This window comes from Bradyrhizobium sp. 22 (genome assembly GCF_000482425.1).
Taxonomy (GTDB): Bacteria; Pseudomonadota; Alphaproteobacteria; order Rhizobiales; family Xanthobacteraceae; genus Bradyrhizobium; species Bradyrhizobium japonicum_B.
Window position 1 is genome coordinate 132,477 of sequence record NZ_KI519399.1, and the last position, 22,439, is coordinate 154,915.

Below are 22,439 nucleotides of genomic sequence, written 5' to 3' on the forward strand. Positions count from 1 at the left end.
CGCGTGGATGGCCGGGCGGAAGCCCGGCCATGACGGCGCTTCAATTAAGCGAAGCTCTTCGCAAAGCCTTCGACCACCGACTTCAGCTTCGCAGCAACGTCGTCGGAGAGGTCGCGGCTGTCGCGGATCGCGTTGAGGATGTCGACGTGCTTGCCGCGCAGCAGCGAGAGCAGGCCGTCCTCGAAGGCGCGCACCTTGTTGAGCGGGAGCGGATCGAGATAGCCGTTGGTGCCGGCCCAGATCACGCAGACCTGTTCTTCCATCTTCAGCGGCGAGAACTGCGGCTGCTTCAACAGCTCGGTCAGGCGCGAGCCGCGGTTGAGCAGGCGCTGGGTCGAGGCGTCCAGGTCGGAGCCGAACTGCGCGAACGCCGCCATTTCGCGGTACTGCGCGAGCTCGCCCTTGATCTTGCCGGCGACCTTCTTGGTGGCCTTGGTCTGCGCCGAGGAGCCGACGCGCGACACCGACAGACCGACGTTCACCGCGGGACGGATGCCTTGGAAGAACAGGTCGGTTTCCAGGAAGATCTGGCCGTCGGTGATCGAGATGACATTGGTCGGGATGTAGGCCGACACGTCGTTGGCCTGGGTTTCGATGACCGGCAGCGCCGTCAGCGAGCCCGAGCCCTGGTCCTTGTTCAGCTTCGCCGCGCGCTCGAGCAGGCGGGAGTGCAGATAGAACACGTCACCGGGATAAGCTTCGCGGCCCGGCGGGCGACGCAGCAGCAGCGACATCTGGCGATAGGCGACGGCCTGCTTCGAAAGGTCGTCATAGATGATGACGGCGTGCATGCCGTTGTCGCGGAAGTACTCGCCCATGGTGCAGCCGGTGAACGGCGCGATGTACTGCATCGGCGCCGGATCCGAGGCGGTGGCGGCGACGACGATCGAGTATTCGAGCGCGCCCTGCTCTTCCAGCACCTTGACGAACTGGGCAACCGTGGAGCGCTTCTGGCCGACCGCGACGTAGACGCAGTACAGCTTGATGTTCTCGTCGGGCTGCGCGTTGAGCGGCTTCTGGTTCAGGATGGTGTCGAGCGCGATCGCGGTCTTGCCGGTCTGGCGGTCGCCGATGATCAGCTCGCGCTGGCCGCGGCCGATCGGGATCAGGGCGTCGATCGCCTTGAGGCCGGTCGCCATCGGCTCGCTCACCGACTTGCGCGGAATGATGCCGGGCGCCTTGACGTCGACGCGCATGCGCTTGTCGGCCTGGATCGGGCCCTTGCCGTCGATCGGGTTGCCGAGCGCGTCGACGACGCGGCCGAGCAGGCCCTTGCCGACCGGCGCGTCCACGATGGCGCGGGTGCGCTTGACGGTCTGGCCTTCCTTGATCTCGCGGTCGGCACCGAAAATAACGACGCCGACGTTGTCGGTTTCGAGGTTCAGCGCCATGCCGCGGGTGCCGTTCTCGAACTCGACCATTTCACCGGCCTGGACGTTGTCCAGACCGTAGACGCGGGCGATACCGTCGCCGACGGACAGCACCTGTCCGACTTCGGAGACTTCAGCTTCCTGGCCGAAATTCTTGATCTGGTCCTTGAGGATCGCGGAAATTTCCGCGGCGCGGATGTCCATCAGCCTGCCTCTTTCATCGCGTGCTTGATCGAATTGAGTTTGGTGCGAAGCGAACCATCGACCATGCGGCTGCCCAGCTTGACGACGAGGCCACCGATGATCGCGGGATCGACTTTCACGTTCAGCGCGACGTCCTTGCCGGTCACCGACTTCAGGGCAACCTTGAGGGCGTCGAGATTCTTGTCAGAGAGTGCTTCCGCCACCGTGACGTCGGCCGTCGTCTCGCCCTTGAACTTGGCGACGAGGGCGCGGTAGCCGCGAATGACGTCCGCCACCACGAACAGGCGGCGGTTGGCGGTCAGCACTTTGAGGAAATTGGCGGAGATGCCGGCGATGCCGGCCTTGGCCAGCACGGCCGACAGGGCCCTGGACTGGGCGTCGGCGGCGAACACCGGGCTACGGACGAGACGCTTCAGATCGGCGCTCTCGTTCAGCAGGGCCTCGAATTTCTCGAGATCGGCTTTGACCTCGTCGACCACTTTCTGATCGCGGGCCAGGTCGAACAAGGCCGTTGCATAACGGCCGGACACACCGGAAACGGAGGTATCTTCTGCAGCCACAGACGCGCTCTTTTTGCTGTCAAACTCGCAAGGGAAAAACCGTCGCCACGAAGCGGCGCCTAGCGATCCAAGCCCTTGGAATTCAAGCGGGACTTCGATTTTCGACCAGCACGGGACGTGCCGGGCTCGTTAAAATCGCGGCTTTGCTAACATAGCAGGCGCGCAGGTGCAACATGACGCCAAATTAAAGGCACGAGGTTCTGTCGCCAGTTCGTCGCACGCTGCCACATCTCTTGTCCGGTGCGGCGATCGGAGCAGGACTCGATCAAGCACTTGGATGGCGATCTTCCCGGTCGCGGAATTGGCGGGGTTCGCCGCTCTGCCCGGATTGGTTCCTGCCCCCAGTGCATAGCGGCCATGAACACGGATCGCTGAGCCGTGAATCCCGCACCGACAGCTTCACTCGCCGAATACTTACCCAATTCTAAACGCCGGAAGGGATAACTTCGCTTTACAGTATTCGAAAGTAATCCGTAGGTTAATAAATCGTTAAAGGCGAAGATTAGGAAACATGAGATGAATATCTTGTTCGAGTAACAAGATGTTTCATGACGACACAGAACGGATTTACTGCCCAATTCACGCCGCATTGGGAATCGAAACGCCAGACCGCTCACAAATTGATGGGGGCTCCACTTGCCACATATGTGGCAATACTAGCTTAGGGACCAATAAATGCTGTCTTTGAAGACGCTGGGCTTCGTGACCCGGCCGCGTACGGCGATCGCTTTCGTTGCCGCAACTCTCCTGATCGGTGGAACTGCCACCGAAGCTTCCGCCAAATCCCGCCACCACAAGCATCATCACCGTCACCACGCCCAGGCCGACACCAATGCGAGCTCCGATTGGCGCAACGCCAATGCGTCGATGAATCCGACCTCGGGCAGCGGCCGCAGCTTTTCCGGCATGGCCTCCTTTTACGGCAACGAGTCCGGCAGCAAGACTGCCTCGGGCCAGCGCTTCAACCAGAACGCCATGACCGCGGCGCACCGCTCGTTGCCGTTCGGCACCAAGCTGCGCGTCACCCATGGCAGCCAGAGCGTCGTCGTCACCATCAATGATCGCGGCCCGTTCATCCGCGGCCGGGTTCTCGACCTCTCCACGGGTGCCGCCCGCGCCATCGGCCTCACCAGTCGCGGCGTCGGCCGCGTCACCGCGGAAGTCGTCTCCTAAGGCGCCAGCCGCGCCTCACGTCAACGCGCAGTTTCCATCAATTTGATGCGCGCCTGAAACAAGCCCGCGGTCTTGGGGGACCGCGGGCTTTTTTACTTTCTGTCATTCCGGGGCGCGCGTAGCGCGAGCCCCGGAATCCATCGCGCGGCAGAGTTGGTGGAGGAATGGATTCCGGGCTCGCGACTTCGTCGCGCCCGGAATGACGACCAAGCATTTGGTGACAGTGGCGCTTACAAAAAGCTCTGCGGGTCGACGTCGACTTCGAGCTTCTGATTGCCCGATGGCTTCGGGCAGACCGCGAGCCAGTTGCGCAAGTAATCCGACAGGTCGAAATTGCGCGCCGATTTGACCAGGATGCGGAAGCGGTAGCGGCCCTTGATCACGGCGAGCGGCGCTTCGGCGGGGCCGAGCACCACGACGCGCTCGTCGCGCGGCGCCAGCGTCGCCAGCTTGCGGCCAAAACCTTCGGCGCTGGGGCGGTCGCCGGCGGAGATGATCAGGCTGGCGAGCCGTCCGAACGGCGGATACAGCGTCTTCTCGCGCAGCTCGATCTCGCTGTCGTAGAAGGCCTCGCGGTCGCAGGCGATCAGCGCCTTCATCACGGGATGGTCGGGCTGGTGGGTCTGGAGATAGCCGACGCCGCGGCCCTGCTCGCGGCCGGCACGGCCGATCACCTGGTTGAGCAATTGCCAAGTGCGCTCCGCCGCGCGCGGATCGCCGTTGGACAGGCCGAGATCGGCATCGACCACGCCGACCAGGTTGAGCCGCGGAAAATTATGCCCTTTTGCCACCAGCTGCGTGCCGATGATGATGTCGACGCGGCCCTCCGCGATCTCGGCGAGCTCGCTTCGCATCGTCTCGATCGAGGTGACGAGATCGCTCGACAGCACCATGGTGCGCGCCTGCGGAAACAGCGCGGCCGCCTCTTCCTGCAGGCGCTCGACGCCCGGCCCGACCGCAACCAGCGATTCCTCGGCCGAGCAGTTCGGACAGATGTGCGGGCGCGGCATCGAGAAGCCGCAATGGTGACAGACGAGGCGCTGGCGGAAGCGGTGATCGACCAGCCAGGCATCGCAGACGGTGCAGGCGAAGCGATGGCCGCAGGTCCGGCACAGCGTCAGCGGCGCATAGCCGCGGCGATTGAGGAATAGCAGCGCCTGCTCGCGCCGCTCGATTGCGGTCCTGATCTCGCCGGCCAGCCGCGGCGAGATGAAGCGGCCGCGCGCGGGCGGCTCGCGGCGCATGTCGATGGCCTCGATATGCGGCATGTGCTGGCCGCCGAAGCGCGAGGGCAGCGCGATGCGCTGATAACGGTTCTTGCGCGCATTGACCTCGGACTCGACCGACGGCGTCGCCGAGGCCAGCACCACCGGGATCTTGGCGATGTGCCCGCGCACCACCGCCATGTCGCGGGCGTGATAATGCACGCCCTCGTCCTGCTTGTAGGCCTGGTCGTGCTCTTCATCGACCACGATCAGGCCGAGATCGGCGTAAGGCAGGAACAGCGCCGAGCGCGCCCCGACCACGACCGGCGCGGTGCCGCCAGAGATCGCCGCCCAATTGCGCGCGCGCGTGCGCGGGGTGAGCTCGGAATGCCATTCGATCGGCCGCACGCCGAAGCGCTGCGCGAAGCGATCGAGAAACTGTCCGGTGAGCGCGATCTCCGGCATCAGGATCAGCGATTGCCTGCCGCGGCGGATGGTTTCCGCGACGGCCTCGAAATAGACCTCGGTCTTGCCCGAGCCGGTGACGCCGTCGAGCAGCGCGACGTGGAAGGTGCCGTTGGCGGCGAGCGCGCGCATCGCATCCACGCCGGCCCGCTGCAGCGGGGAAAAATCCGGCCGGCCGAAATCCGGATCGGGCGCCGGGGGCGGCGCCGGCGGCGGCATCGGCTCGACCGTGAGCGTGCCTTCGTCGACGAGACCGTCGATCACGCCTGAGGAGACGCCGGCCTCCTTGGCGGCTTCCGACTTGCCGTGCAGCAGCCGGTCCGACAGCAGCTCGATCACGCGCTGGCGCGCCGGCGTCAGCCGCTTCGGCGGCGCGCCGGTCAGGCGCACGCCGGGACGTATCCGCTCCGGACCGAGATTGTCGCCCATCCGCAGGCACATGCGCAGCACCATGCCGCGCGGGCTCAGCGTGTAATTGGCGACCCAGTCGACCACCTGGCGCAGCTCCGGCTTGAGCGGCGGGATGTCGAGCTTCTCGCTGACCTCCTTGAGCCGGTTGTGCAGGCGCGGATCCGGATTGGCGTTCTCGCCCCAGACCACCGCGAGCACCTCGCGCGGCCCGAGCGGCACACCGACGAGATCGCCCGCCTTCAGCTCCATGCCGCGCGGCACCTTGTAGGAGTAGGTCTGGTCGAGCGCGACCGGCACCAGCACGTCGACCATGCCGGTCGCGTTGGTGGGGGCGGCGTTGCTGCGCGACGAATGATCCATCAACGGTCTTTGCAGGGAGAATCGGAACCCGGGGGTGTGAAGGCTAGCGTCCCGGGGCCGCCTTAGCGAACGATAAACGAGTGTGATGCGATATACTGTGCGGAATCATTCCGTCCAGAGCGCATGAGCAAAGCCGCCGCACCAAAAATCGAGCTCGCCAGCGCCGATCCCTCGATCGCGCAGGAGATGACGCGCTGGCTGTCGCATCTCGGCGCCGAGCGGCGGCTGTCGCCGAAGACGCTGGAAGCCTATGGCCGCGACTTGCGGCAATGCCTGGATTTCCTCTGTGCCCATTGGGGCGAGCGCGTCACGCTCGAGCGTTTCGCCGCGCTGGAAGCCACCGACGTGCGCGCCTTCATGGCGATGCGCAGGGCCGACGACATCGCCGGCCGCAGCCTGATGCGTGCGCTGGCGGGCTTGCGCTCGTTCGGCCGCTTCCTCGAGCGCGAAGGCAAGGGCAAGGTCGGCGCACTCTCCGCGATCCGTGCGCCGAAGGTGGCGAAGAGCCTGCCGAAGCCGCTGCCGATGGCCTCCGCAAAACGTCTGGCCGATGCCGACGAGCGCGCCGGCGAGGACCGCGAGACCTGGATCCTCGTGCGCGATGCTGCGGTGATGGCGCTGCTGTACGGCTCGGGCCTGCGCATCTCCGAAGCGCTCGGCCTGAAGCGCCGCGAGGTGCCGCGTCCCGGCGAAGGCGACGTGCTGGTCGTCACCGGCAAGGGCAACAAGACCCGCATGGTGCCGGTGCTGCAGAACGTGCTGGAGCTGGTGCAGGAGTACGCTTCGATGTGCCCTTATCCGCTGCCGGCGGAGGGCCCGATATTCGTCGGCGCGCGCGGCGGGCCCTTGAGCCCGCGCATCATCCAGCTCGCGATGGAGCGGCTGCGCGGCGCGCTCGGCCTGCCCGACAGCGCCACCCCGCACGCGCTGCGCCATTCCTTCGCCACGCATCTGCTCTCGCGCGGCGGCGACTTGCGCGCCATCCAGGAATTGCTCGGCCATTCCTCGCTGTCGACCACGCAGGTCTATACCGGCATCGATTCCGAGCGCCTGCTCGAAGTCTATGCGAGCGCGCATCCCCGGCGCTGATACTGACATGAAGCTGTCATAGCTCGCGTGCCTCTTGCGCCGGCCGCGCGGTTGGTTCAATCGTTGCGGAACCGAGACAGGAGAGACATCATGGGCGCACACGAAAGCATGGAGCATGCCGAGCACGCCGAGCACGCGTCCGGCTCGAACAAGAAGATCGCGCTCCTGATCGCGGTGCTGGCATTATTTCTTGCGATCTCGGAGACGCTCGGCAAGGGCGCGCAGACCGAATCGATCAGCAAGAACGTCGAGGCCGCCAATCTCTGGGCGTTCTTCCAGGCCAAGAGCATCCGCCGCACCGTGATGGTGACCGCAGCCGAGCAGGGCAAGCTCGCGCTCGCCGCCGCCGACGAGGCCCAGAAGCCCGCCGTGCAGAAGCAGATCGACGACTGGACCAGAACGGCGGCACGCTACCGCTCCGAGCCCGAGACCGGCGAAGGCACCGAGCAGCTCGCCGAGAAGGCCAAGCACGCCGAGCACGCGCGCGACGAGGCGACCGCGAAATACCATCACTTCGAGCTGGCCTCGGCCGCCTTCCAGATCGGCATCGTGCTGGCCTCGGCCACCATCATCACCGGCATGCTCGCGCTGGCTTACGTCAGCGGCGTGCTGACGATCGCCGGCCTGTTCATGACCGCACTCGGCCTGTGGTGGCCGCATCTGCTGCATTTGCATTGAGGGGTCGAGGCGCGGTTCTCACCGCGTCATTGCGAGGAGCCCTTGCGACGAAGCAATCCAGACTGCCTCCGTGGAAAGATTCTGGATTGCTTCGCGGAGCCTGTCATCGGGCCGCGCTTCGCGCGGACCCGTTGGCTCGCAATGACGGAGGATAAAGGCGCGTGCCTCCGCCGTCTACCGCGCCTGATGCACGCTCTTCCTGAAGCGCCGGATCATGCGCAGCGTGCGTGACGACCAGCCCTCGCCGTTGCCGGCGATCAGCTCGCGGATGCGCTGCTTGATCGGGTTGACCAGCTCGGCGGCCTTGGCGCGGATCCTCAGCACAAGGTCGTAGATCCGCTCGAACCAGTGCATCTCCAGCAGCTTGTGGCGCGTCACGTCGAACACGAAGGCGGTGACGCCGACGCCGACCAGCTTTGCGAACACGATCATGAAAACCGCGCTGGTCCAGTATTGGTGCGCGAGCAGCCAGAGGCCGACCAGCTTGAGCGGAAACAGCGGCACGACCGGGACGGCGAACACGATCAGCGTCATGGCCGGCGACAGCGCATTGACGCGCTCCGTCAGCCAATGCTTGAAGCGCGCCAGCGGAATGGCCGCGACGATCCTGGCGACGACCGGCTCGAGATGGTCCCACAGCCAGGCTTCGATCAGGAAGATGATCGCAAGCAGGACCCAGAGCGGTTGAAGAAGGCGGCGCAGCATGTGTTTCCCGCCCGGTTCGGCGCCGGGCGTGGCTACATATGGATGGCCCGCTTGCCGACTGCAAGCGCGGCCTCCTTGACGGCCTCCGAGCGGGTCGGATGCGCGTGGCAGGTGCGCGCGAGATCTTCCGCACTGCCGCCGAACTCCATGAGAACACAGGCCTCGTGGATCATTTCGCCGGCTTCGCGGCCGATGATGTGCACGCCGAGCACGCGATCGGTCTTCGCATCTGCGAGAATCTTCACAAAGCCGTCAGTGGTCTGGTTGACCTTGGAGCGGCCATTGGCGGTGAACGGAAACTTTCCGACGGTATAGGCCACGCCCGCCTGCTTCAGCTCCTCCTCGGTCTTGCCGACGGAGGACACTTCCGGCGAGGTATACACGACGCCCGGGATCACATCGTAATTCACATGGCCGGCCTGGCCGGCGATGATCTCGGCCACCGCAACGCCTTCGTCCTCGGCCTTGTGCGCCAGCATCGGGCCGGCGACGACGTCGCCGATGGCATAGACGCCCTTCACGCTGGTGGCGAAGTGCGGATCGATCTGCACGCGGCCGCGATTGTCGAGCGCAACGCCGGCTTCCTTGAGCCCGAGCGCGTCGGTGTAGGGCACGCGGCCGATGCAGACGAGCACGACGTCGGCCTCCAGCGTCTCGGCGGCGCCGCCGGCGGCGGGCTCGACCGTCGCTTTCAGCGTCTTGCCGGAGGTATCGACGCCGGTGACCTTGGCCCCCAGCTTGAACGCAAAGCCCTGCTTTTCCAGGATGCGCTGGAATTGCTTGGCGATCTCGCCGTCCATGCCGGGCAGGATGCGGTCGAGGAATTCGACCACGACGACTTCGGCGCCCAAACGATGCCAGACCGAGCCGAGCTCGAGGCCGATCACGCCGGCGCCGACGATCAGGAGCTTGCCGGGGACCTTGTCCAGCGACAGCGCGCCGGTGGACGACACGATCCGCTTCTCGTCGATCTCGATGCCCTTGAGCCGCGCGATGTCCGAGCCGGTCGCAATCACGATGTTCTTGGTCTCGACGACCTGGGACTTGCCGTCGGCGGAGACCTCGACCTTGCCGGTGCCGAGGATCTTGCCGGTGCCCTTGAGCACGTCGATCTTGTTCTTCTTCATCAGGAACTCGACGCCCTTGACGTTGCCGTCAATGCCCTGCTGCTTGAAGTTCATCATCGCCGGCAGATCGAGCTTCGGCGCCGACACCGACACGCCCATCTTGGCGAAGGAGTGCGCGGCTTCCTCGAACATCTCGGAGGCGTGCAGCAGCGCCTTCGACGGCATGCAGCCGACATTGAGGCAGGTGCCGCCGAGGGTGGCGTTCTTTTCGACCACGGCGACCTTCATGCCGAGCTGGCTGGCGCGCACCGCGCAGACGTAACCGCCAGGTCCAGTGCCGATGACGACGAGATCGTAGGTAGCCATGAGAGAAGTCCCGTAAGTTTAGCGTGATGAGATTGTGTCAGCGTCCGCGCGGCGCGTCAGCGTCCGCCGGACACATCGAGAGTGGCTGCGGTGATGTAGGAGGCCTCGTCCGACATCAGCCAGAGGATGGCGTTGGCGATCTCGTCGGCGGTGCCGACGCGCTTCATCGGCACCATATGGGCCAGGCGATGGTGCCGGTCGGGCTCGCCGCCCGAGGCGTGGATCTCGGTGTCGATCAGGCCGGGGCGAATGCCCGCGACGCGAATGCCTTCGCCGGCGACCTCATAGCCGAGGCCAGTGGTGAAGGAATCGATCGCGCCCTTGGAGGCGGCATAGTCGACATAGGTGTTGGGCGCGCCGAGCCTGGCGGCGACCGACGACAGATTGACGATGACGCCGCCCTCGCCGCCGTGCCGGGTCGACATCCGCTTCACCGCCTCGCGCGCGCAGAGGATCGAACCCGTGACGTTGACCGCCAGCACGCGTTGGATACGCTCGGCCGACATCTCGTCGACGCGCACGCCGCTGGTGCCGACGATGCCGCCGTTGTTGACGAGCGCCCCTAACGTGCCGAACTTGTCGGCCTCCTTGAACAGGTCGATGATGTCGCGCTCCTCGGCGACATCGCACTTCACCGCAACGGCCTTGCCGTTGCTGGCCTCGATCTGCGCCACCACCTCGTCGGCAGCCTTCTTGTTGCTGGCATAGCCGACCACGACCCGGTAGCCGCGCGCGGCCGCCGCGATCGCGGTTGCCCGCCCGATGCCGCGGCTGCCGCCGGTGATGACAACGACCTTATCCGTCACATCAGCCTCCATGGTTCGACACGCGCCGTCGCGCATGGCGACGGCGCTCGCAGAGCATCAGGGATCAGAGATCGAGCACCAGGCGCGCCGGATCTTCCAGGCTCTCCTTGACGCGAACCAGGAAGGTGACGGCTTCCTTGCCGTCGATGACGCGGTGGTCGTAGGACAGCGCCAGGTACATCATCGGGCGGACCTCGATCTTGCCGCCGACGACCATCGGCCGCTCCTGGATCTTGTGCATGCCGAGGATGCCGGACTGCGGCGCGTTCAGGATCGGGGTCGACATCAGCGAGCCGTAGATGCCGCCATTGGTGATGGTGAAGGTGCCGCCCTGCATCTCGTCGATCTTGAGCTGGCCATCGCGGGCGCGGCGGCCGAAATCGGCGATGCTCTTCTCGATGTCGGAGATCGACTTGTGGTCGCAGTCGCGCACCACGGGGACGACGAGACCCTTGTCGGTGCCGACGGCGACGCCGATGTGGTAATAGTTCTTGTAGATCAGGTCGGTGCCGTCGATCTCGGCGTTGACGGCCGGGATGTCCTTCAGCGCCTGCACGACGGCCTTGGTGAAGAAGCCCATGAAGCCGAGCTTGGCGCCGTGCTTCTTCTCGAACGCGTCCTTGTAATGCGCGCGCAGCGCCATGACGTTGGTCATGTCGACCTCGTTGAAGGTCGTCAGCATGGCCGCGGTGTTCTGCACGTCCTTGAGGCGGCGCGCGATGGTCTGGCGCAGCCGGGTCATCTTGACGCGCTCTTCGCGGGCGGCGTCATCGGCCGGCGACGGCGCGCGGACCTGCACCGCAGCGGCAGGCTGGTTGACCGGGGTCGGCGCCGAGGCCGCGCGCTCGATCGCGGCCAGCATGTCGCCCTTGGTGACGCGGCCGTCCTTGCCGGAGCCCGGAACGGTCGAGGCGTCGATGCCGGTCTCGGCGGAGAGTTTTCGCACCGACGGCGCGAGCGGCGCATCGGCCGGCGGCGCCTTCGGGGCAGCGGTAGCGGCTGGAGCCGCAGCAGCGGGTGCGGGGGCAGCAGCGGGTTTCGCTGGTGCGGCGGCGGGCTTGGCAGCACCGGCACCTTCGGTGATCTGGCCGAGCAGCGCGCCGACCGCAACGGTCGCGCCATCGGCGGCGATGATCTCGCTCAGCGTGCCGGCGGAGGGCGCGGGCACTTCGATGGTGACCTTGTCGGTCTCGAGCTCCACCAGGGGCTCGTCGACGGCGACGGGATCGCCGGCCTTCTTGAACCAGCGGCCGATGGTGGCCTCGGTGACGGATTCGCCGAGCGTCGGCACACGAATTTCAGTCATGGTCTTTTCCTTAAGGAGATCGCGGTCTTGAATTCATGTGTCATCGCTCGCGAAGGCGGGCGATCCAGTACGCCGTGACGTCGATGAGCAGAACGAATGCCGCGGAGTACTGGATGCCCCGCCTTCGCGGGGCATGACTCAGTTTGAAATTGCCTCAGCTCAGTGCTTCGTCCAGGAACGCCTTCAGCTGCGCCTGATGTTTGGACATCAGACCCGTGGCGGTCGCGGCGGAAGCGGCGCGGCCGACATAACGCGGACGCCGGCTCGCGCCGTTCACCTGGTTCAGCACCCATTCCAGATAGGGCTCGATGAAGTGCCAGGCGCCCATGTTGCGGGGCTCTTCCTGGCACCACACCATCTCGGCCTTCTTGAAGCGCGACAGCTCGGCCACCAGCGCCTTCAGCGGCACTGGATAGAGCTGCTCGACGCGCATCAGATAGATGTCGTCGATGCCGCGCTTCTCGCGCTCCTCGTAGAGGTCGTAATAGACTTTGCCGGAGCACAGCACGATGCGGCGGACCTTCTCGTCGGGGACGAGCTTGATCGCCTCGCTCGGCAGCATCTGGGCGTCATCATAGAGGATGCGATGGAAGGTCGTATCCTTGGCCAGCTCCTCGAGACGCGACACCGCCCGCTTGTGACGCAGCAGCGACTTCGGCGTCATCATGATCAGCGGCTTGCGGATCTCGCGATGCAGCTGGCGGCGCAACGCATGGAAGTAGTTCGCCGGCGTGGTCGGATAGACCACCTGCATGTTGTCTTCCGCGCACATCTGCAGGAAGCGCTCGAGGCGCGCCGAGGAGTGCTCCGGCCCCTGGCCCTCATAGCCGTGCGGCAACAGGCAGACGAGACCGGACATGCGCAGCCATTTGCGCTCGCCCGAGGAGATGAACTGGTCGAACACGACCTGCGCGCCGTTGGCGAAGTCGCCGAACTGGGCTTCCCACAGCGTCAGCGTGTTCGGCTCGGCGAGCGAATAGCCGTATTCGAAGCCGAGCACGGCCTCTTCCGACAGCAGCGAGTTGATGACCTCGTAATGGCCCTGCTCGCCGCCGAGATGGTTGAACGGCGTGTAGCGGCTCTCGTCCTCCTGGTCGATCAGGACCGAGTGACGCTGCGAGAAGGTGCCGCGTTCGCAATCCTGGCCGGACAGGCGGACATGGTGGTTCTCGTTCAAGAGCGTGCAGAACGCCAGCGCCTCGCCGGTCGCCCAGTCGATGCCGTTGCCGCTCTCGATCGCCTTGGAGCGGTTCTCCAGGAAGCGCTGGATGGTGCGGTGGACGCGGAAGCCGTCCGGCACCTTGGTGATCTTGCGGCCGATGTCCTTCAGGATCGGCAGATCGACGCCGGTGACGCCGCGGCGGGCGTCCTCTTCCTGGTCGGCGATCTTGAAGCCTGCCCATTTGCCGTCGAGCCAGTCGGCCTTGTTCGGCTTGTAGGAGGTGCCGGCCTCGAACTCGGCATCGAGCCGGGCGCGCCAGTCGGCCTTCAGCTTGTCGACCTCGCCCTCGGTGACCACACCTTCGGCGATCAGGCGCTTGGAGTAGAGCGTCAGCGTCGAGGGATGGGCCGCGATGCGCTTGTACATCACCGGCTGGGTGAAGGCCGGCTCGTCGCCCTCATTGTGGCCGTAGCGGCGGTAGCACCACATGTCGATGACGACGGGCTTGTGGAATTTCTGCCGGAATTCGGTCGCGACCTTGGCCGCGAACACCACGGCTTCCGGATCGTCGCCGTTGACGTGGAAGATCGGCGCGTCGATCATCTTCGCCACATCCGACGGATAGGGCGAGGAGCGCGAGTAGCGCGGATAGGTGGTGAAGCCGATCTGGTTGTTGACGATGAAGTGCACGGAGCCGCCGGTGCGGTAGCCCTTCAGATCGGACAGGCCGAAGCACTCGGCGACCACGCCTTGACCTGCGAACGCGGCGTCGCCGTGCATCAGCAGCGGCATCACGGAGATGCGCATATCGGGCGGATCGCCGTGCTGGTCCTGCTTGGCGCGCACCTTGCCGAGCACCACGGGATCGACGATCTCGAGATGCGAGGGGTTGGCGGTCAGCGACAGATGGATGCGGTTGCCGTCGAACTCGCGGTCCGAGGAGGCGCCGAGGTGATACTTGACGTCGCCGGAGCCTTCGACCGCGTCGGGATTGGCCGAGCCGCCCTTGAATTCGTGGAACAGGGCGCGGTGCGCCTTGCCCATCACCTGCGTCAGCACGTTGAGACGGCCGCGATGCGGCATGCCCAGCACGATCTCTTTCACGCCGAGATTGCCGCCGCGCTTGATGATCTGCTCGAGCGCCGGGATCAGAGCCTCGCCGCCGTCGAGGCCGAAGCGCTTGGTGCCGGTGAACTTGGTGTCGCAGAACTTCTCGAAGCCTTCGGCTTCGACCAGCTTCTGCAGGATGGCCCTGCGGCCCTCGCGGGTGAACGAGATCTCCTTGTCGGGTCCCTCGATGCGCTCCTGGATCCAGGCCTTCTGCGCCGCGTTGCTGATATGCATGAACTCGACGCCGAGCGTCTGGCAGTAGGTGCGTTCGCAGATCGCGGTGATCTCGCGGATCGTCCCGTATTCGAGACCGAGCACGTGATCGAGGAAGATCTTGCGGTCGAAATCGGCCTCGCTGAAGCCGTAGGTGCGCGGGTCGAGTTCTTCGCGGTTGCGCTGGGCCTCGATGCCGAGCGGATCGAGCTTGGCGTGGAAGTGACCGCGCATACGGTAGGAGCGGATCAGCATCAGGGCGCGGACGGAATCGCGCGTCGCCTGGAGCAGGTCGGCGGAGGAGATGTCCGCACCCTTGGCCTGCGCCTTTGCGGCGATCTTGCCGCCGACCGTCTTCTCGACCTCGGCCCAATTGCCGTCGAGGGCGGAGGTCAGATCATCCTTGGGGGTGAGTGGCCAGTTGTCCCGCTCCCAGGACGGTCCTTCCGCGTTCTTGCTGATGTCCGCGGGCGCATCGTTCAGGCTCTTGAAGAACTCCTGCCACTCGGCGTCGACCGAAGACGGGTCCTTCTGGTAGCGGGCGTAGATTTCGTCGATGTAGGTGGCGTTGGTGCCCTGCAAGAATGATGACAGAGCAAAGGCTGCGTTCGCGTCCTGGCGAGACATACTGGAGTTCCTGGCGATTTCGGTTCGCGCATAACAAACGGCGCTGGCACCGAGCTCCCCGGCAGAGGCTCGGCGCGACAGGCACCCTTTACCCTATTTGCTGCGAAACTTCGCCCGGAAAAGCACGAAGAAGTGAATTAGCCTTTCAATTTTTCGGCAAGCGTATGACCGAGCCGGGCGGGCGAGGGAGACACTGTAATCCCTGCCGATTTCATCGCCTCGGTCTTGGAACCGGCGTCGCCCTTGCCGCCCGAAATGATCGCGCCGGCATGGCCCATGCGGCGGCCCGGAGGGGCGGTGACACCGGCGATGAAGCCCACCATCGGCTTCTTGCGGCCGCGCTTGGCCTCGTCCTTGAGGAACTGGGCGGCATCCTCCTCGGCCGAGCCGCCGATCTCGCCGATCATGATGATGGATTCGGTCTTGGGATCGCCCAGCAGCATTTCCAGCACGTCGATGAACTCGGTGCCCTTGACCGGGTCGCCGCCGATGCCGACCGCGGTGGTCTGGCCGAGGCCCTCCTGGGAGGTCTGGAACACGGCTTCGTAAGTCAGCGTGCCCGAACGGGAGACGATGCCGACCGAGCCGGTCTTGAAGATGTTGGCGGGCATGATGCCGATCTTGCACTCGCCGGCGGTCATGACGCCCGGGCAGTTCGGTCCGATCAAGCGGGACTTGGAGCCGAGCAGCGAGCGCTTCACCCGCACCATGTCGAGGACGGGAATGCCCTCGGTGATGCAGACGATCAGCGGGATCTCGGCATCGATGGCTTCGCAGATCGCATCCGCCGCGCCCGGCGGCGGCACGTAGATCACCGACGCATCCGCGCCGGTCTTCTCGCGCGCCTCGCGCACCGTGTCGAACACCGGCAGGCCCAGATGCGTCGAGCCGCCTTTGCCTGGCGAGGTGCCGCCGACCATCTTGGTGCCATAGGCGATCGCGGCCTCGGAATGGAAGGTGCCGTTCTTGCCGGTGAAGCCCTGGCAGATGACCTTGGTGTTCTTGTCGATCAGGATGGACATGAGGTCTGCTTTCGCGAACTAACGAGTGAGAGGTCAGTGGATGCGGCGGTAGACGCCGGTGAGCACGTCAGCCCAGCCTTCCGCGTCCGGCGAGAACTGAATCTTCAACGAGTAGGAATCCTCGTTGATGATCTCGTAGACGTGGCGCGCATTGCCGCGGAGCGAGCCGCGCACCAGCGTCAGGGTCTTGCCGACCCAGCCGCCGGAGGCGGGCGAGGGCGGCGTGTAGCCGAGCGAGTCGTACCAGAACAATTTGTAGGTCCGGTCGTCGCGGTCGTAACTGAAGATGCCGTGGGTGGCGAAGATCTGCTTGCCGTCGCGCATCTGGACCGAGTCCTGGATCAGATAGAACCCGTTGAGATCCATGCGCGCGACGGTGCGCGAGGTCGCCGGCCCGCCCGCCGTCCAGCGCGACGGGAAGACCATCTCCTCACCATCCCATTCGCCGGCGAACGCGGCGAGGCGCGCATGCTCGGGAAGCGGGGATGATGCGGCGAGATGGTCCTGGGCCATGGCGTTAGCCTCCCTTGACGGCCTTCACGATCTTCTGCGCGGCGTCGTCGAGATTGTCGGCCGGCACGACGTTGAGGCCGGATTCACGGATGATCTTCTTGCCGAGCTCGACGTTGGTGCCTTCGAGGCGGACCACCAGCGGCACGCTGAGGCCGACTTCGCGAACCGCCGCCGTGACGCCCTCGGCGATCACGTCGCACTTCATGATGCCGCCGAAGATGTTGACCAGGATGCCCTTCACGTTGGGATCGGCGGTGATGATCTTGAAGGCGGCGGCGACCTTCTCCTTGCTGGCGCTGCCGCCGACGTCGAGGAAGTTCGCCGGCGCCATGCCGTAGAGCTTGATGATGTCCATCGTCGCCATGGCGAGACCGGCGCCGTTGACCATGCAGCCGATGTCGCCGTCGAGCGTGACATAGTTGAGATCGTATTTCGACGCCTCGATTTCCTTGGCGTCTTCCTCGGTCAGATCGCGCAACGACACCGCGATCTCGGGATGGCGGAACATGGCGTTGTCATCGAACGACACCTTGGCGTCGAGCACGCGGAGCTCACCCTGCTTGGTGACGACGAGCGGATTGATCTCCAGCATCGACATGTCCCTGGCGACGAAAGCGGCGTAGAGCTGCGCGGTGAGCTTCTCGGCCTGCTTGGCGAGGTCGCCGGACAGATTCAGCGCCTTCGCCACGGTGCGGCCGTGATGGCCCATGATGCCGGTGGCGGGATCGACCGAGAAAGTGACGATCTTCTCGGGCGTGTTGTGTGCGACGTCCTCGATGTTGACGCCGCCTTCGGTCGACACCACGAAGGAGACGCGCGAGGTCTCGCGGTCGACCAGGATCGAGAGGTAGAATTCCTTGTCGATGTCGGAGCCGTCCTCGATGTAGAGGCGGTTGACCTGCTTGCCGGCCGGGCCGGTCTGCACGGTCACCAGCGTGGCGCCCAGCATCTGCTTGGCGAATTCGTTGACCTCTTCCACCGACTTGGCGATGCGGACCCCGCCCTTGTCGCCGGCGGACGCCTCCTTGAACTTGCCCTTGCCGCGCCCGCCGGCATGGATCTGGCTCTTCACCACCCAGACCGGGCCGGGAAGCTTCCTTGCGGCGGCGTCGGAGTCCGAGGCCTTGAGAACCGCTACGCCGCGCGAAATCGGAACGCCGAATTCATGCAGCAGCGCTTTGGCCTGATATTCATGGATATTCATATGGTCGCTCCCTGAACCCGCGGGCGGTGACCCCATGGGCCCGCCTCAGTCTTGTGGCTGGCATACCATATACCACAGGAACTGCAACCCGGATTCTTTGACATCGAGATCTCTGCCGAACCGAACCCCACCCCGGTCAGCCGGGTCCGGAAGTGAAACCGCCGAAGACCGGGTTTCGATCTTCGGCGGGATTTTTTTGCGCCTCAGCGGCCGAGAAGATCGGGTGCGATCTTCTTGCAGGCATCGACCAGACCCTGCACGGCACCGACCGACTTGTCGAAGGCCTCGCGATCCTTCCCGGCAAGCTCGATCTCGACGACGCGCTCGACGCCCTTGGCGCCGATCACGACGGGCACGCCGACATACATGTCCTTCACGCTGTACTCGCCGTTGAGATAGGCGGCGCAGGGCAGCACGCGCTTCTTGTCACGCAGATAGCTCTCGGCCATCGCGATTGCCGAGGCGGCCGGCGCGTAAAAGGCGGAGCCGGTCTTGAGCAGGTTGACGATCTCGGCGCCGCCGTTGCGGGTGCGGTCGACGATCTCGTCGAGGCGCGCCTGCGAGGTCCAGCCCATCTTGACGAGGTCGGGCAGCGGAATGCCGGCAACGGTGGAGTACTTCACCAGCGGCACCATGGTGTCGCCATGGCCGCCGAGCACGAAGGCAGTGACGTCCTCAACAGAGACGTTGAACTCGTCGGCCAGGAAGTAGCGGAAGCGGGCCGAGTCCAGCACGCCGGCCATGCCGACGACCTTCTTGTGCGGCAGGCCGGAAGCCTTCTGCAGCGCCCAGACCATCGCGTCGAGCGGATTGGTGATGCAGATGACGAAGGCGTCGGGCGCGTACTTCTTGATGCCGGCACCGACCTGCTCCATGACCTTGAGGTTGATGGAGAGCAGGTCGTCGCGGCTCATGCCGGGCTTGCGCGGCACGCCGGCGGTGACGATGCAGACCTTGGCGTTGTCGAGCGCCTCGTAGGAATTGGCGCCGGTGTAGTGCGCGTCGAAGCCATCGACCGGCGAGGACTGCGCGATGTCGAGCGCCTTGCCCTGCGGCACGCCCTCGGCGATGTCGAACATCACGACGTCGCCCAGTTCCTTCAGGCCGATGAGGTGAGCCAGCGTTCCGCCGATCTGACCGGAGCCAATCAAAGCAATCTTGTCGCGCGCCATGTGAGCCTGTCCTTTAGACACGTAAGGAGGGGAAAACTGAGACGGGTGGTTATCCCTTTCGCCTCCCCCGTTCAAGTCGCCCAATGCCCAATTGTCGGGCTTGGCGCGGCCGCGGGCACGCAGCCCTGTCATTCCCGGGCGTGCGGAGCACGAGCCCGGAATCTCGCGCGACAATCTCGGGATTCCGGGTTCGCGCTGACGCGCGCCCCGGAATGACGGCGGTGGCAAATAGGACTTAAGTCTCTACCAGGCCCTTGGTGGAGCCGCTGGCGGTGGAATCCTTGCGGCCATGAGCCAGCGCCAGATAGGATTCCGAGCTCATCTCGATCAGGCGCGAGGCGGTCCGCTTGAACTCCATGGCCTCAGTGCCCTCATGGGCGAGGTACAGAGAAATCGGGTTGGCGTCGGCCGAGGCCATCAGCTTCACCGCATTGTCATAGAGGGTGTCGATCAGCGTGATGAAGCGCTTGGCGGCGTTGCGCTGGGAGAAATCCATCACTGGAATATGGTCGACCAGGATGGTGTGATAATCGTGCGCCAGCCTGAGGTAATCCGATGCGCCGAGCGGCTTCTCGCAGAGGTCGGCGAACGAAAACCGCGCCACGCCGTGAGCGGAGCACGGCACGTGCAGGATGCGGCCCTTGATCGAAATGTCGCGCGAGCGGCATTTGGCGCCGCCGGACATCCGCGACCAGGCGCGATCGAGCGCAGCGTCCGCATCGCGATCGGCCGGCGTCAGCCACATCGGCACGCCCTGCAGCTTCTCCAGCCGGAAGTCGGTGCGCGCATCGAGCCGCGCGACGTCCATGTGGTCGGTGATCTGCTTGATGAAGGGCAGGAACAGCGACCGGTTCAGGCCGCCTTTGTAGAGATCGTCAGGCGCCACGTTGGAGGTCGCGACCACGACGGTGCCGAGCTCGAACAATCTGGCGAACAGGCGTCCCAGGATCATCGCATCCGCGATGTCGGTGACGTGGAATTCGTCGAAACAGAGCAGCCAGCTCTCCTCGAAGATCGCATTCGCCGTCAGCGCGATGACGTCGCCGTCGGCGATCTCGCCGCGCGCGATGCTCTGGCGATAGTCGTAGATGCGCTCATGCACGTCGGCCATGAACTCGTGGAAATGCGCGCGGCGCTTGTGCTCGACATCGGAGTGCTGGAAGAACAGATCCATCAGCATGGTCTTGCCGCGGCCGACCTCGCCATGAATGTAGAGCCCGCGCGGCACATCGTCCTTGTCACCGCCGCCGAACAGGCGGCTGAGCAGGCTCTGCTTGCGTTTGGGACTGTAGGTCGCAAGCCGCAGGTCCAGCGCCGCATAGGCCTCGGCGACCTCCGCCTGCGCAGCATCGGGCTCGATCGCACCGGAGGCGATCTCGGCCTGATAGGCTTCGCTGAAGGGGGAACTCGGGGTCGAGAGCATGGCCCTTTACCGCCAGAGACCGGCGGAGATTGCAACGCATATTGTCGCAACGGCTTATGCGGTTACTTCTTTCATGCAGCGGGTCGATTGCACCACGCCAACCGATCCACGGGACAGGTTCGTCCATCCAGGGGGGCTTCCCCCACCTTGCCTTTCATCGAGGTAGAATATACCTGTCGAGGAACCAAGGAACCTCAGGATGGCATTGAGCATCAAGGACCCCGAAACGGAACAATTGGCGCGGAGTCTCGCGCAGTTAACCGGCGAGACTATTACCACGGCGACCAAGCGCGCCATCGAGGAGCGATTGCGCCGCCTCGCTGGCCAAGACAATAAAGACGCGCTGCTTGAGGACATGGCCGAGATCAGGCGTCGCTGGAGCGAAATGCGCGTCGTGGACGACCGTTTGCCCGAGGAAATTCTCGGATACGACGAGCATGGATTGCCGCGCTGATGGTGATCGACACATCGGCTATCGTGGCAATCGCGCTCAACGAGGATGATGCAGCCGATCTTGAGCGACTGATCGCGGACGATCCGATCCGCCTGATCTCCGTAGCAACGGTGCTTGAAGCAACAATGGTGATCGAGACGCGGCTGGGTGATCCGGGCGGACGCGAGTTCGATCTCTGGCTCGTCAAGATCGGCGCCAAGATCGTCGCCGTCGATGCCGTGCAAGCCGATACAGCGCGGCGGGCCTGGCGGCGCTACGGAAAGGGACGACACGCCGCGTCGCTCAACTACGGTGATTGCTTCTCCTATGCGCTGGCTATGACCCGCGGCGAACCCCTGTTGTTCAAAGGCGAGGACTTCGCGAAAACCGACGTCGGGCGATCAGGCGTGGCGCCGCCGCGATAACGCGCGGAGGTGCAGAGCTACTCGCACAGCTCGTAGGCGTCCTCGACAACGTAAGGGCCGCCGCCGGTCGAGGCGCGCGAGGAGAACAGCACGAAGCGCTCGGCCATGAACGCCTTGCTCGGGAAATAGCCGCGCAGCGAGAGATAGTCGGCGACGTCGCGGTCGGTGGCATCGTGCAGCCGGGCCAGCGTCACATGCGGGATGTATTTGCGGCCTTCCGGGTTGAGACCGATCCGCTGCATCATGCGTTCGAGCTCGGCCTGCAATTCCATCAGCGGCTTGTTCGGCGCGATGGTCGCGACGACGGCGCGCGGCTTGCGGCCGCCGAAGCTGGTCAGGCCCTGCACCTTGACCTCGAAGGGCTTGCGGTCGACGCGAAACAGCATCGAGGCGATCTCGTTGGCGGAGGCGCCGTCGATATCGCCGATGAAGCGCAAGGTGACGTGATAATTTTCGGGATCGATCCAGCGGGCGCCGGGAAGGCCTCCTCTCAAGTTGGAAAGCGCCTGGCCGATCTCGGCCGGAATTTCCAGACCCGTGAACAAACGCGGCATCGTTTCGCACTCCCGATGCTTGGGTACGATCCCCGAGCAGGATCATATCCAAATTAGAGCCGGCGACGAATCACCGGTACCCTGATTCCTATCGCAGTTGTGTGACTCTGCGAAGCATGCCGCGCCTCACCCCGGTAAAACCCTGGGAATTACTGATAGCGCTGCCTGCTTTCAACGCCGTTGCTCAGCGATCGTGCCAACGAATGCCTCCACGGCGGGCATGATCTTGCCGACGATGATGTCGACGCCTTCAGCGGTCGGATGAATACCGTCGGGCTGGTTGAGCTTGGCGTCGGCCGCAACGCCCTCCAGAAAGAAGGGGTAGAGCGGCACGTCGAATTGTTTCGCCAGATCCGGATAAATCGAATTGAATCGCGCGGCATAATCGGCGCCGTAATTCGGCGGCGCCAGCATGCCGCACAGCATCACCGCGATCTTGCGCGCCTTGAGCCGCTGGACGATGTCGGCGAGCGCGGCGCGCGCCAGATCGGGAGCGATGCCGCGCAAGGCGTCGTTGGCGCCGAGCTCGACGATGACCCCGTCGGTTCCCTCGGGGACCGACCAGTCGAGCCGGTCGCGGCCGCCGGAAGTGGTGTCGCCGGACACCCCGGCATTGGTCATGTCGACCGCTATGCCTTTGGCTTGCAAAGCCTTTTTTAGCTTCTGGGGGAATGCGTCCTGAGCCGGCAGGCCGAGGCCGGCGCTCAGGGAATCGCCGAGCACGACGAGCTTGATCGGCTTTGTCGCGTCCGCCCAGGCCGAGTTCGCCATTGTCATGAAGGCGAGCATCAACACGGCTATGTGCATGAACAATCC

20 protein-coding genes are annotated in these 22,439 nt (G+C 64.9%); 5 read left to right on the plus strand and 15 right to left on the minus strand.

What is annotated here, in order from left to right; all coding sequences use genetic code 11:
- Positions 1–44: 44 nt before the first annotated feature.
- Both atpA and K410_RS0101890 read right to left on the minus strand, forming a co-directional pair.
- Positions 45–1,574, minus strand: a complete 1,530-nt coding sequence (gene atpA / locus K410_RS0101885) for a F0F1 ATP synthase subunit alpha (RefSeq protein WP_028133260.1) — start codon at positions 1,572–1,574, stop codon at positions 45–47.
- Positions 1,574–2,134 carry a F0F1 ATP synthase subunit delta gene (locus K410_RS0101890; protein WP_028133261.1) on the minus strand — a complete coding sequence of 187 codons (561 nt, stop codon included), beginning with the start codon at positions 2,132–2,134 and terminating at the stop codon, positions 1,574–1,576. The genes atpA and K410_RS0101890 overlap by 1 nt, the downstream gene beginning before the upstream one ends.
- A 675-nt stretch (positions 2,135–2,809) precedes the next feature.
- On the opposite strand from K410_RS0101890, the gene K410_RS0101895 reads away from it, so the two are divergent.
- Complete coding sequence (locus K410_RS0101895; RefSeq protein WP_028133262.1) at positions 2,810–3,307, plus strand: septal ring lytic transglycosylase RlpA family protein; 498 nt, start codon at positions 2,810–2,812, stop codon at positions 3,305–3,307.
- A gap of 230 nt (positions 3,308–3,537) precedes the next feature.
- Here K410_RS0101895 and K410_RS0101900 read toward each other — a convergent pair whose 3' ends face one another.
- Entirely contained in the window at positions 3,538–5,748 is a 2,211-nt protein-coding gene (locus K410_RS0101900) for a primosomal protein N' (protein ID WP_028133263.1), read from the minus strand.
- Between the two features lie 123 nt (positions 5,749–5,871).
- Between K410_RS0101900 and K410_RS0101905 the strand changes: the two genes are divergently transcribed.
- Together K410_RS0101905 and K410_RS0101910 are read left to right on the plus strand one after the other, a co-directional pair.
- Positions 5,872–6,837: a tyrosine recombinase XerC gene (locus K410_RS0101905; RefSeq protein WP_028133264.1), complete on the plus strand. Its 966-nt coding sequence runs from the start codon at positions 5,872–5,874 to the stop codon at positions 6,835–6,837.
- 90 nt (positions 6,838–6,927) lie between these two features.
- Positions 6,928–7,515, plus strand: coding sequence for a DUF4337 domain-containing protein (locus K410_RS0101910; RefSeq protein WP_028133265.1), 588 nt, complete (start codon positions 6,928–6,930; stop codon positions 7,513–7,515).
- 174 nt (positions 7,516–7,689) lie between these two features.
- Here the strand turns inward: K410_RS0101910 and K410_RS0101915 are convergent, their stop codons facing one another.
- The 10 genes from K410_RS0101915 to zapE all read right to left on the minus strand — a co-directional run bounded on the left by K410_RS0101915 (position 7,690) and on the right by zapE (position 20,211).
- On the minus strand, positions 7,690–8,220 hold the full coding sequence (locus K410_RS0101915; RefSeq protein ID WP_028133266.1) for a hypothetical protein: 531 nt from the start codon (positions 8,218–8,220) through the stop codon (positions 7,690–7,692).
- A gap of 32 nt (positions 8,221–8,252) precedes the next feature.
- A complete protein-coding gene (lpdA, locus tag K410_RS0101920; RefSeq protein ID WP_028133267.1) occupies positions 8,253–9,653 on the minus strand; it encodes a dihydrolipoyl dehydrogenase in 1,401 nt (466 codons plus the stop codon).
- Positions 9,654–9,709: 56 nt separating this feature from the next.
- Positions 9,710–10,471 (minus strand): SDR family oxidoreductase, encoded by a 762-nt coding sequence (locus K410_RS0101925; RefSeq protein ID WP_155253194.1) that lies wholly within the window; start codon positions 10,469–10,471, stop codon positions 9,710–9,712.
- A gap of 52 nt (positions 10,472–10,523) precedes the next feature.
- A complete protein-coding gene (odhB, locus tag K410_RS0101930; RefSeq protein ID WP_028133269.1) occupies positions 10,524–11,765 on the minus strand; it encodes a 2-oxoglutarate dehydrogenase complex dihydrolipoyllysine-residue succinyltransferase in 1,242 nt (413 codons plus the stop codon).
- 154 nt (positions 11,766–11,919) lie between these two features.
- Entirely contained in the window at positions 11,920–14,877 is a 2,958-nt protein-coding gene (locus K410_RS0101935; RefSeq protein ID WP_028133270.1) for a 2-oxoglutarate dehydrogenase E1 component, read from the minus strand.
- 137 nt (positions 14,878–15,014) lie between these two features.
- Positions 15,015–15,899 carry a succinate--CoA ligase subunit alpha gene (sucD, locus tag K410_RS0101940; protein WP_028133271.1) on the minus strand — a complete coding sequence of 295 codons (885 nt, stop codon included), beginning with the start codon at positions 15,897–15,899 and terminating at the stop codon, positions 15,015–15,017.
- 33 nt (positions 15,900–15,932) lie between these two features.
- A complete protein-coding gene (locus K410_RS0101945) occupies positions 15,933–16,412 on the minus strand; it encodes a DUF1579 family protein (RefSeq protein ID WP_028133272.1) in 480 nt (159 codons plus the stop codon).
- A 4-nt stretch (positions 16,413–16,416) separates the two neighbouring features.
- The gene (gene sucC / locus K410_RS0101950; protein WP_028133273.1) at positions 16,417–17,616 is read right to left on the minus strand and encodes an ADP-forming succinate--CoA ligase subunit beta; all 1,200 of its coding nucleotides are present in this window, start codon (positions 17,614–17,616) and stop codon (positions 16,417–16,419) included.
- Positions 17,617–17,819: 203 nt separating this feature from the next.
- Positions 17,820–18,788, minus strand: coding sequence for a malate dehydrogenase (gene mdh, locus K410_RS0101955; RefSeq protein WP_028133274.1), 969 nt, complete (start codon positions 18,786–18,788; stop codon positions 17,820–17,822).
- 235 nt (positions 18,789–19,023) lie between these two features.
- Positions 19,024–20,211, minus strand: a complete 1,188-nt coding sequence (gene zapE, locus K410_RS0101960; RefSeq protein ID WP_028133275.1) for a cell division protein ZapE — start codon at positions 20,209–20,211, stop codon at positions 19,024–19,026.
- A gap of 199 nt (positions 20,212–20,410) precedes the next feature.
- Here zapE and K410_RS0101965 point away from each other — a divergent pair, with 199 nt between their 5' ends.
- Complete coding sequence (locus K410_RS0101965) at positions 20,411–20,665, plus strand: type II toxin-antitoxin system VapB family antitoxin (protein ID WP_028133276.1); 255 nt, start codon at positions 20,411–20,413, stop codon at positions 20,663–20,665.
- A complete protein-coding gene (locus tag K410_RS0101970; RefSeq protein ID WP_028133277.1) occupies positions 20,665–21,069 on the plus strand; it encodes a type II toxin-antitoxin system VapC family toxin in 405 nt (134 codons plus the stop codon). Before K410_RS0101965 ends, K410_RS0101970 begins: the two co-directional genes overlap by 1 nt.
- A 17-nt stretch (positions 21,070–21,086) precedes the next feature.
- Here K410_RS0101970 and thpR read toward each other — a convergent pair whose 3' ends face one another.
- A complete protein-coding gene (thpR, locus tag K410_RS0101975) occupies positions 21,087–21,623 on the minus strand; it encodes an RNA 2',3'-cyclic phosphodiesterase (RefSeq protein WP_028133278.1) in 537 nt (178 codons plus the stop codon).
- A 171-nt stretch (positions 21,624–21,794) separates the two neighbouring features.
- Complete coding sequence (locus tag K410_RS0101980) at positions 21,795–22,430, minus strand: arylesterase (protein WP_028133279.1); 636 nt, start codon at positions 22,428–22,430, stop codon at positions 21,795–21,797.
- Between the last annotated feature and the right edge of the window lie 9 nt (positions 22,431–22,439).

Bases quoted from the DNA above. Each gene is read 5' to 3' on its own strand.
- K410_RS0101925 (WP_155253194.1), bottom strand. From the start codon at position 10,471: ATGGAGGCTGATGTGACGGATAAGGTCGTTGTCATCACCGGCGGCAGC.
- K410_RS0101970 (WP_028133277.1), top strand. From the start codon at position 20,665: ATGGTGATCGACACATCGGCTATCGTGGCAATCGCGCTCAACGAGGAT.
- K410_RS0101945 (WP_028133272.1), bottom strand. From the start codon at position 16,412: ATGGCCCAGGACCATCTCGCCGCATCATCCCCGCTTCCCGAGCATGCG.
- atpA (WP_028133260.1), bottom strand. From the start codon at position 1,574: ATGGACATCCGCGCCGCGGAAATTTCCGCGATCCTCAAGGACCAGATC.
- K410_RS0101900 (WP_028133263.1), bottom strand. From the start codon at position 5,748: ATGGATCATTCGTCGCGCAGCAACGCCGCCCCCACCAACGCGACCGGC.
- K410_RS0101980 (WP_028133279.1), bottom strand. From the start codon at position 22,430: ATGCACATAGCCGTGTTGATGCTCGCCTTCATGACAATGGCGAACTCG.
- sucC (WP_028133273.1), bottom strand. From the start codon at position 17,616: ATGAATATCCATGAATATCAGGCCAAAGCGCTGCTGCATGAATTCGGC.
- K410_RS0101895 (WP_028133262.1), top strand. From the start codon at position 2,810: ATGCTGTCTTTGAAGACGCTGGGCTTCGTGACCCGGCCGCGTACGGCG.
- lpdA (WP_028133267.1), bottom strand. From the start codon at position 9,653: ATGGCTACCTACGATCTCGTCGTCATCGGCACTGGACCTGGCGGTTAC.
- sucD (WP_028133271.1), bottom strand. From the start codon at position 15,899: ATGTCCATCCTGATCGACAAGAACACCAAGGTCATCTGCCAGGGCTTC.
- thpR (WP_028133278.1), bottom strand. From the start codon at position 21,623: ATGCCGCGTTTGTTCACGGGTCTGGAAATTCCGGCCGAGATCGGCCAG.
- mdh (WP_028133274.1), bottom strand. From the start codon at position 18,788: ATGGCGCGCGACAAGATTGCTTTGATTGGCTCCGGTCAGATCGGCGGA.
- K410_RS0101910 (WP_028133265.1), top strand. From the start codon at position 6,928: ATGGGCGCACACGAAAGCATGGAGCATGCCGAGCACGCCGAGCACGCG.
- zapE (WP_028133275.1), bottom strand. From the start codon at position 20,211: ATGCTCTCGACCCCGAGTTCCCCCTTCAGCGAAGCCTATCAGGCCGAG.
- K410_RS0101935 (WP_028133270.1), bottom strand. From the start codon at position 14,877: ATGTCTCGCCAGGACGCGAACGCAGCCTTTGCTCTGTCATCATTCTTG.
- K410_RS0101905 (WP_028133264.1), top strand. From the start codon at position 5,872: ATGAGCAAAGCCGCCGCACCAAAAATCGAGCTCGCCAGCGCCGATCCC.
- odhB (WP_028133269.1), bottom strand. From the start codon at position 11,765: ATGACTGAAATTCGTGTGCCGACGCTCGGCGAATCCGTCACCGAGGCC.
- K410_RS0101915 (WP_028133266.1), bottom strand. From the start codon at position 8,220: ATGCTGCGCCGCCTTCTTCAACCGCTCTGGGTCCTGCTTGCGATCATC.
- K410_RS0101965 (WP_028133276.1), top strand. From the start codon at position 20,411: ATGGCATTGAGCATCAAGGACCCCGAAACGGAACAATTGGCGCGGAGT.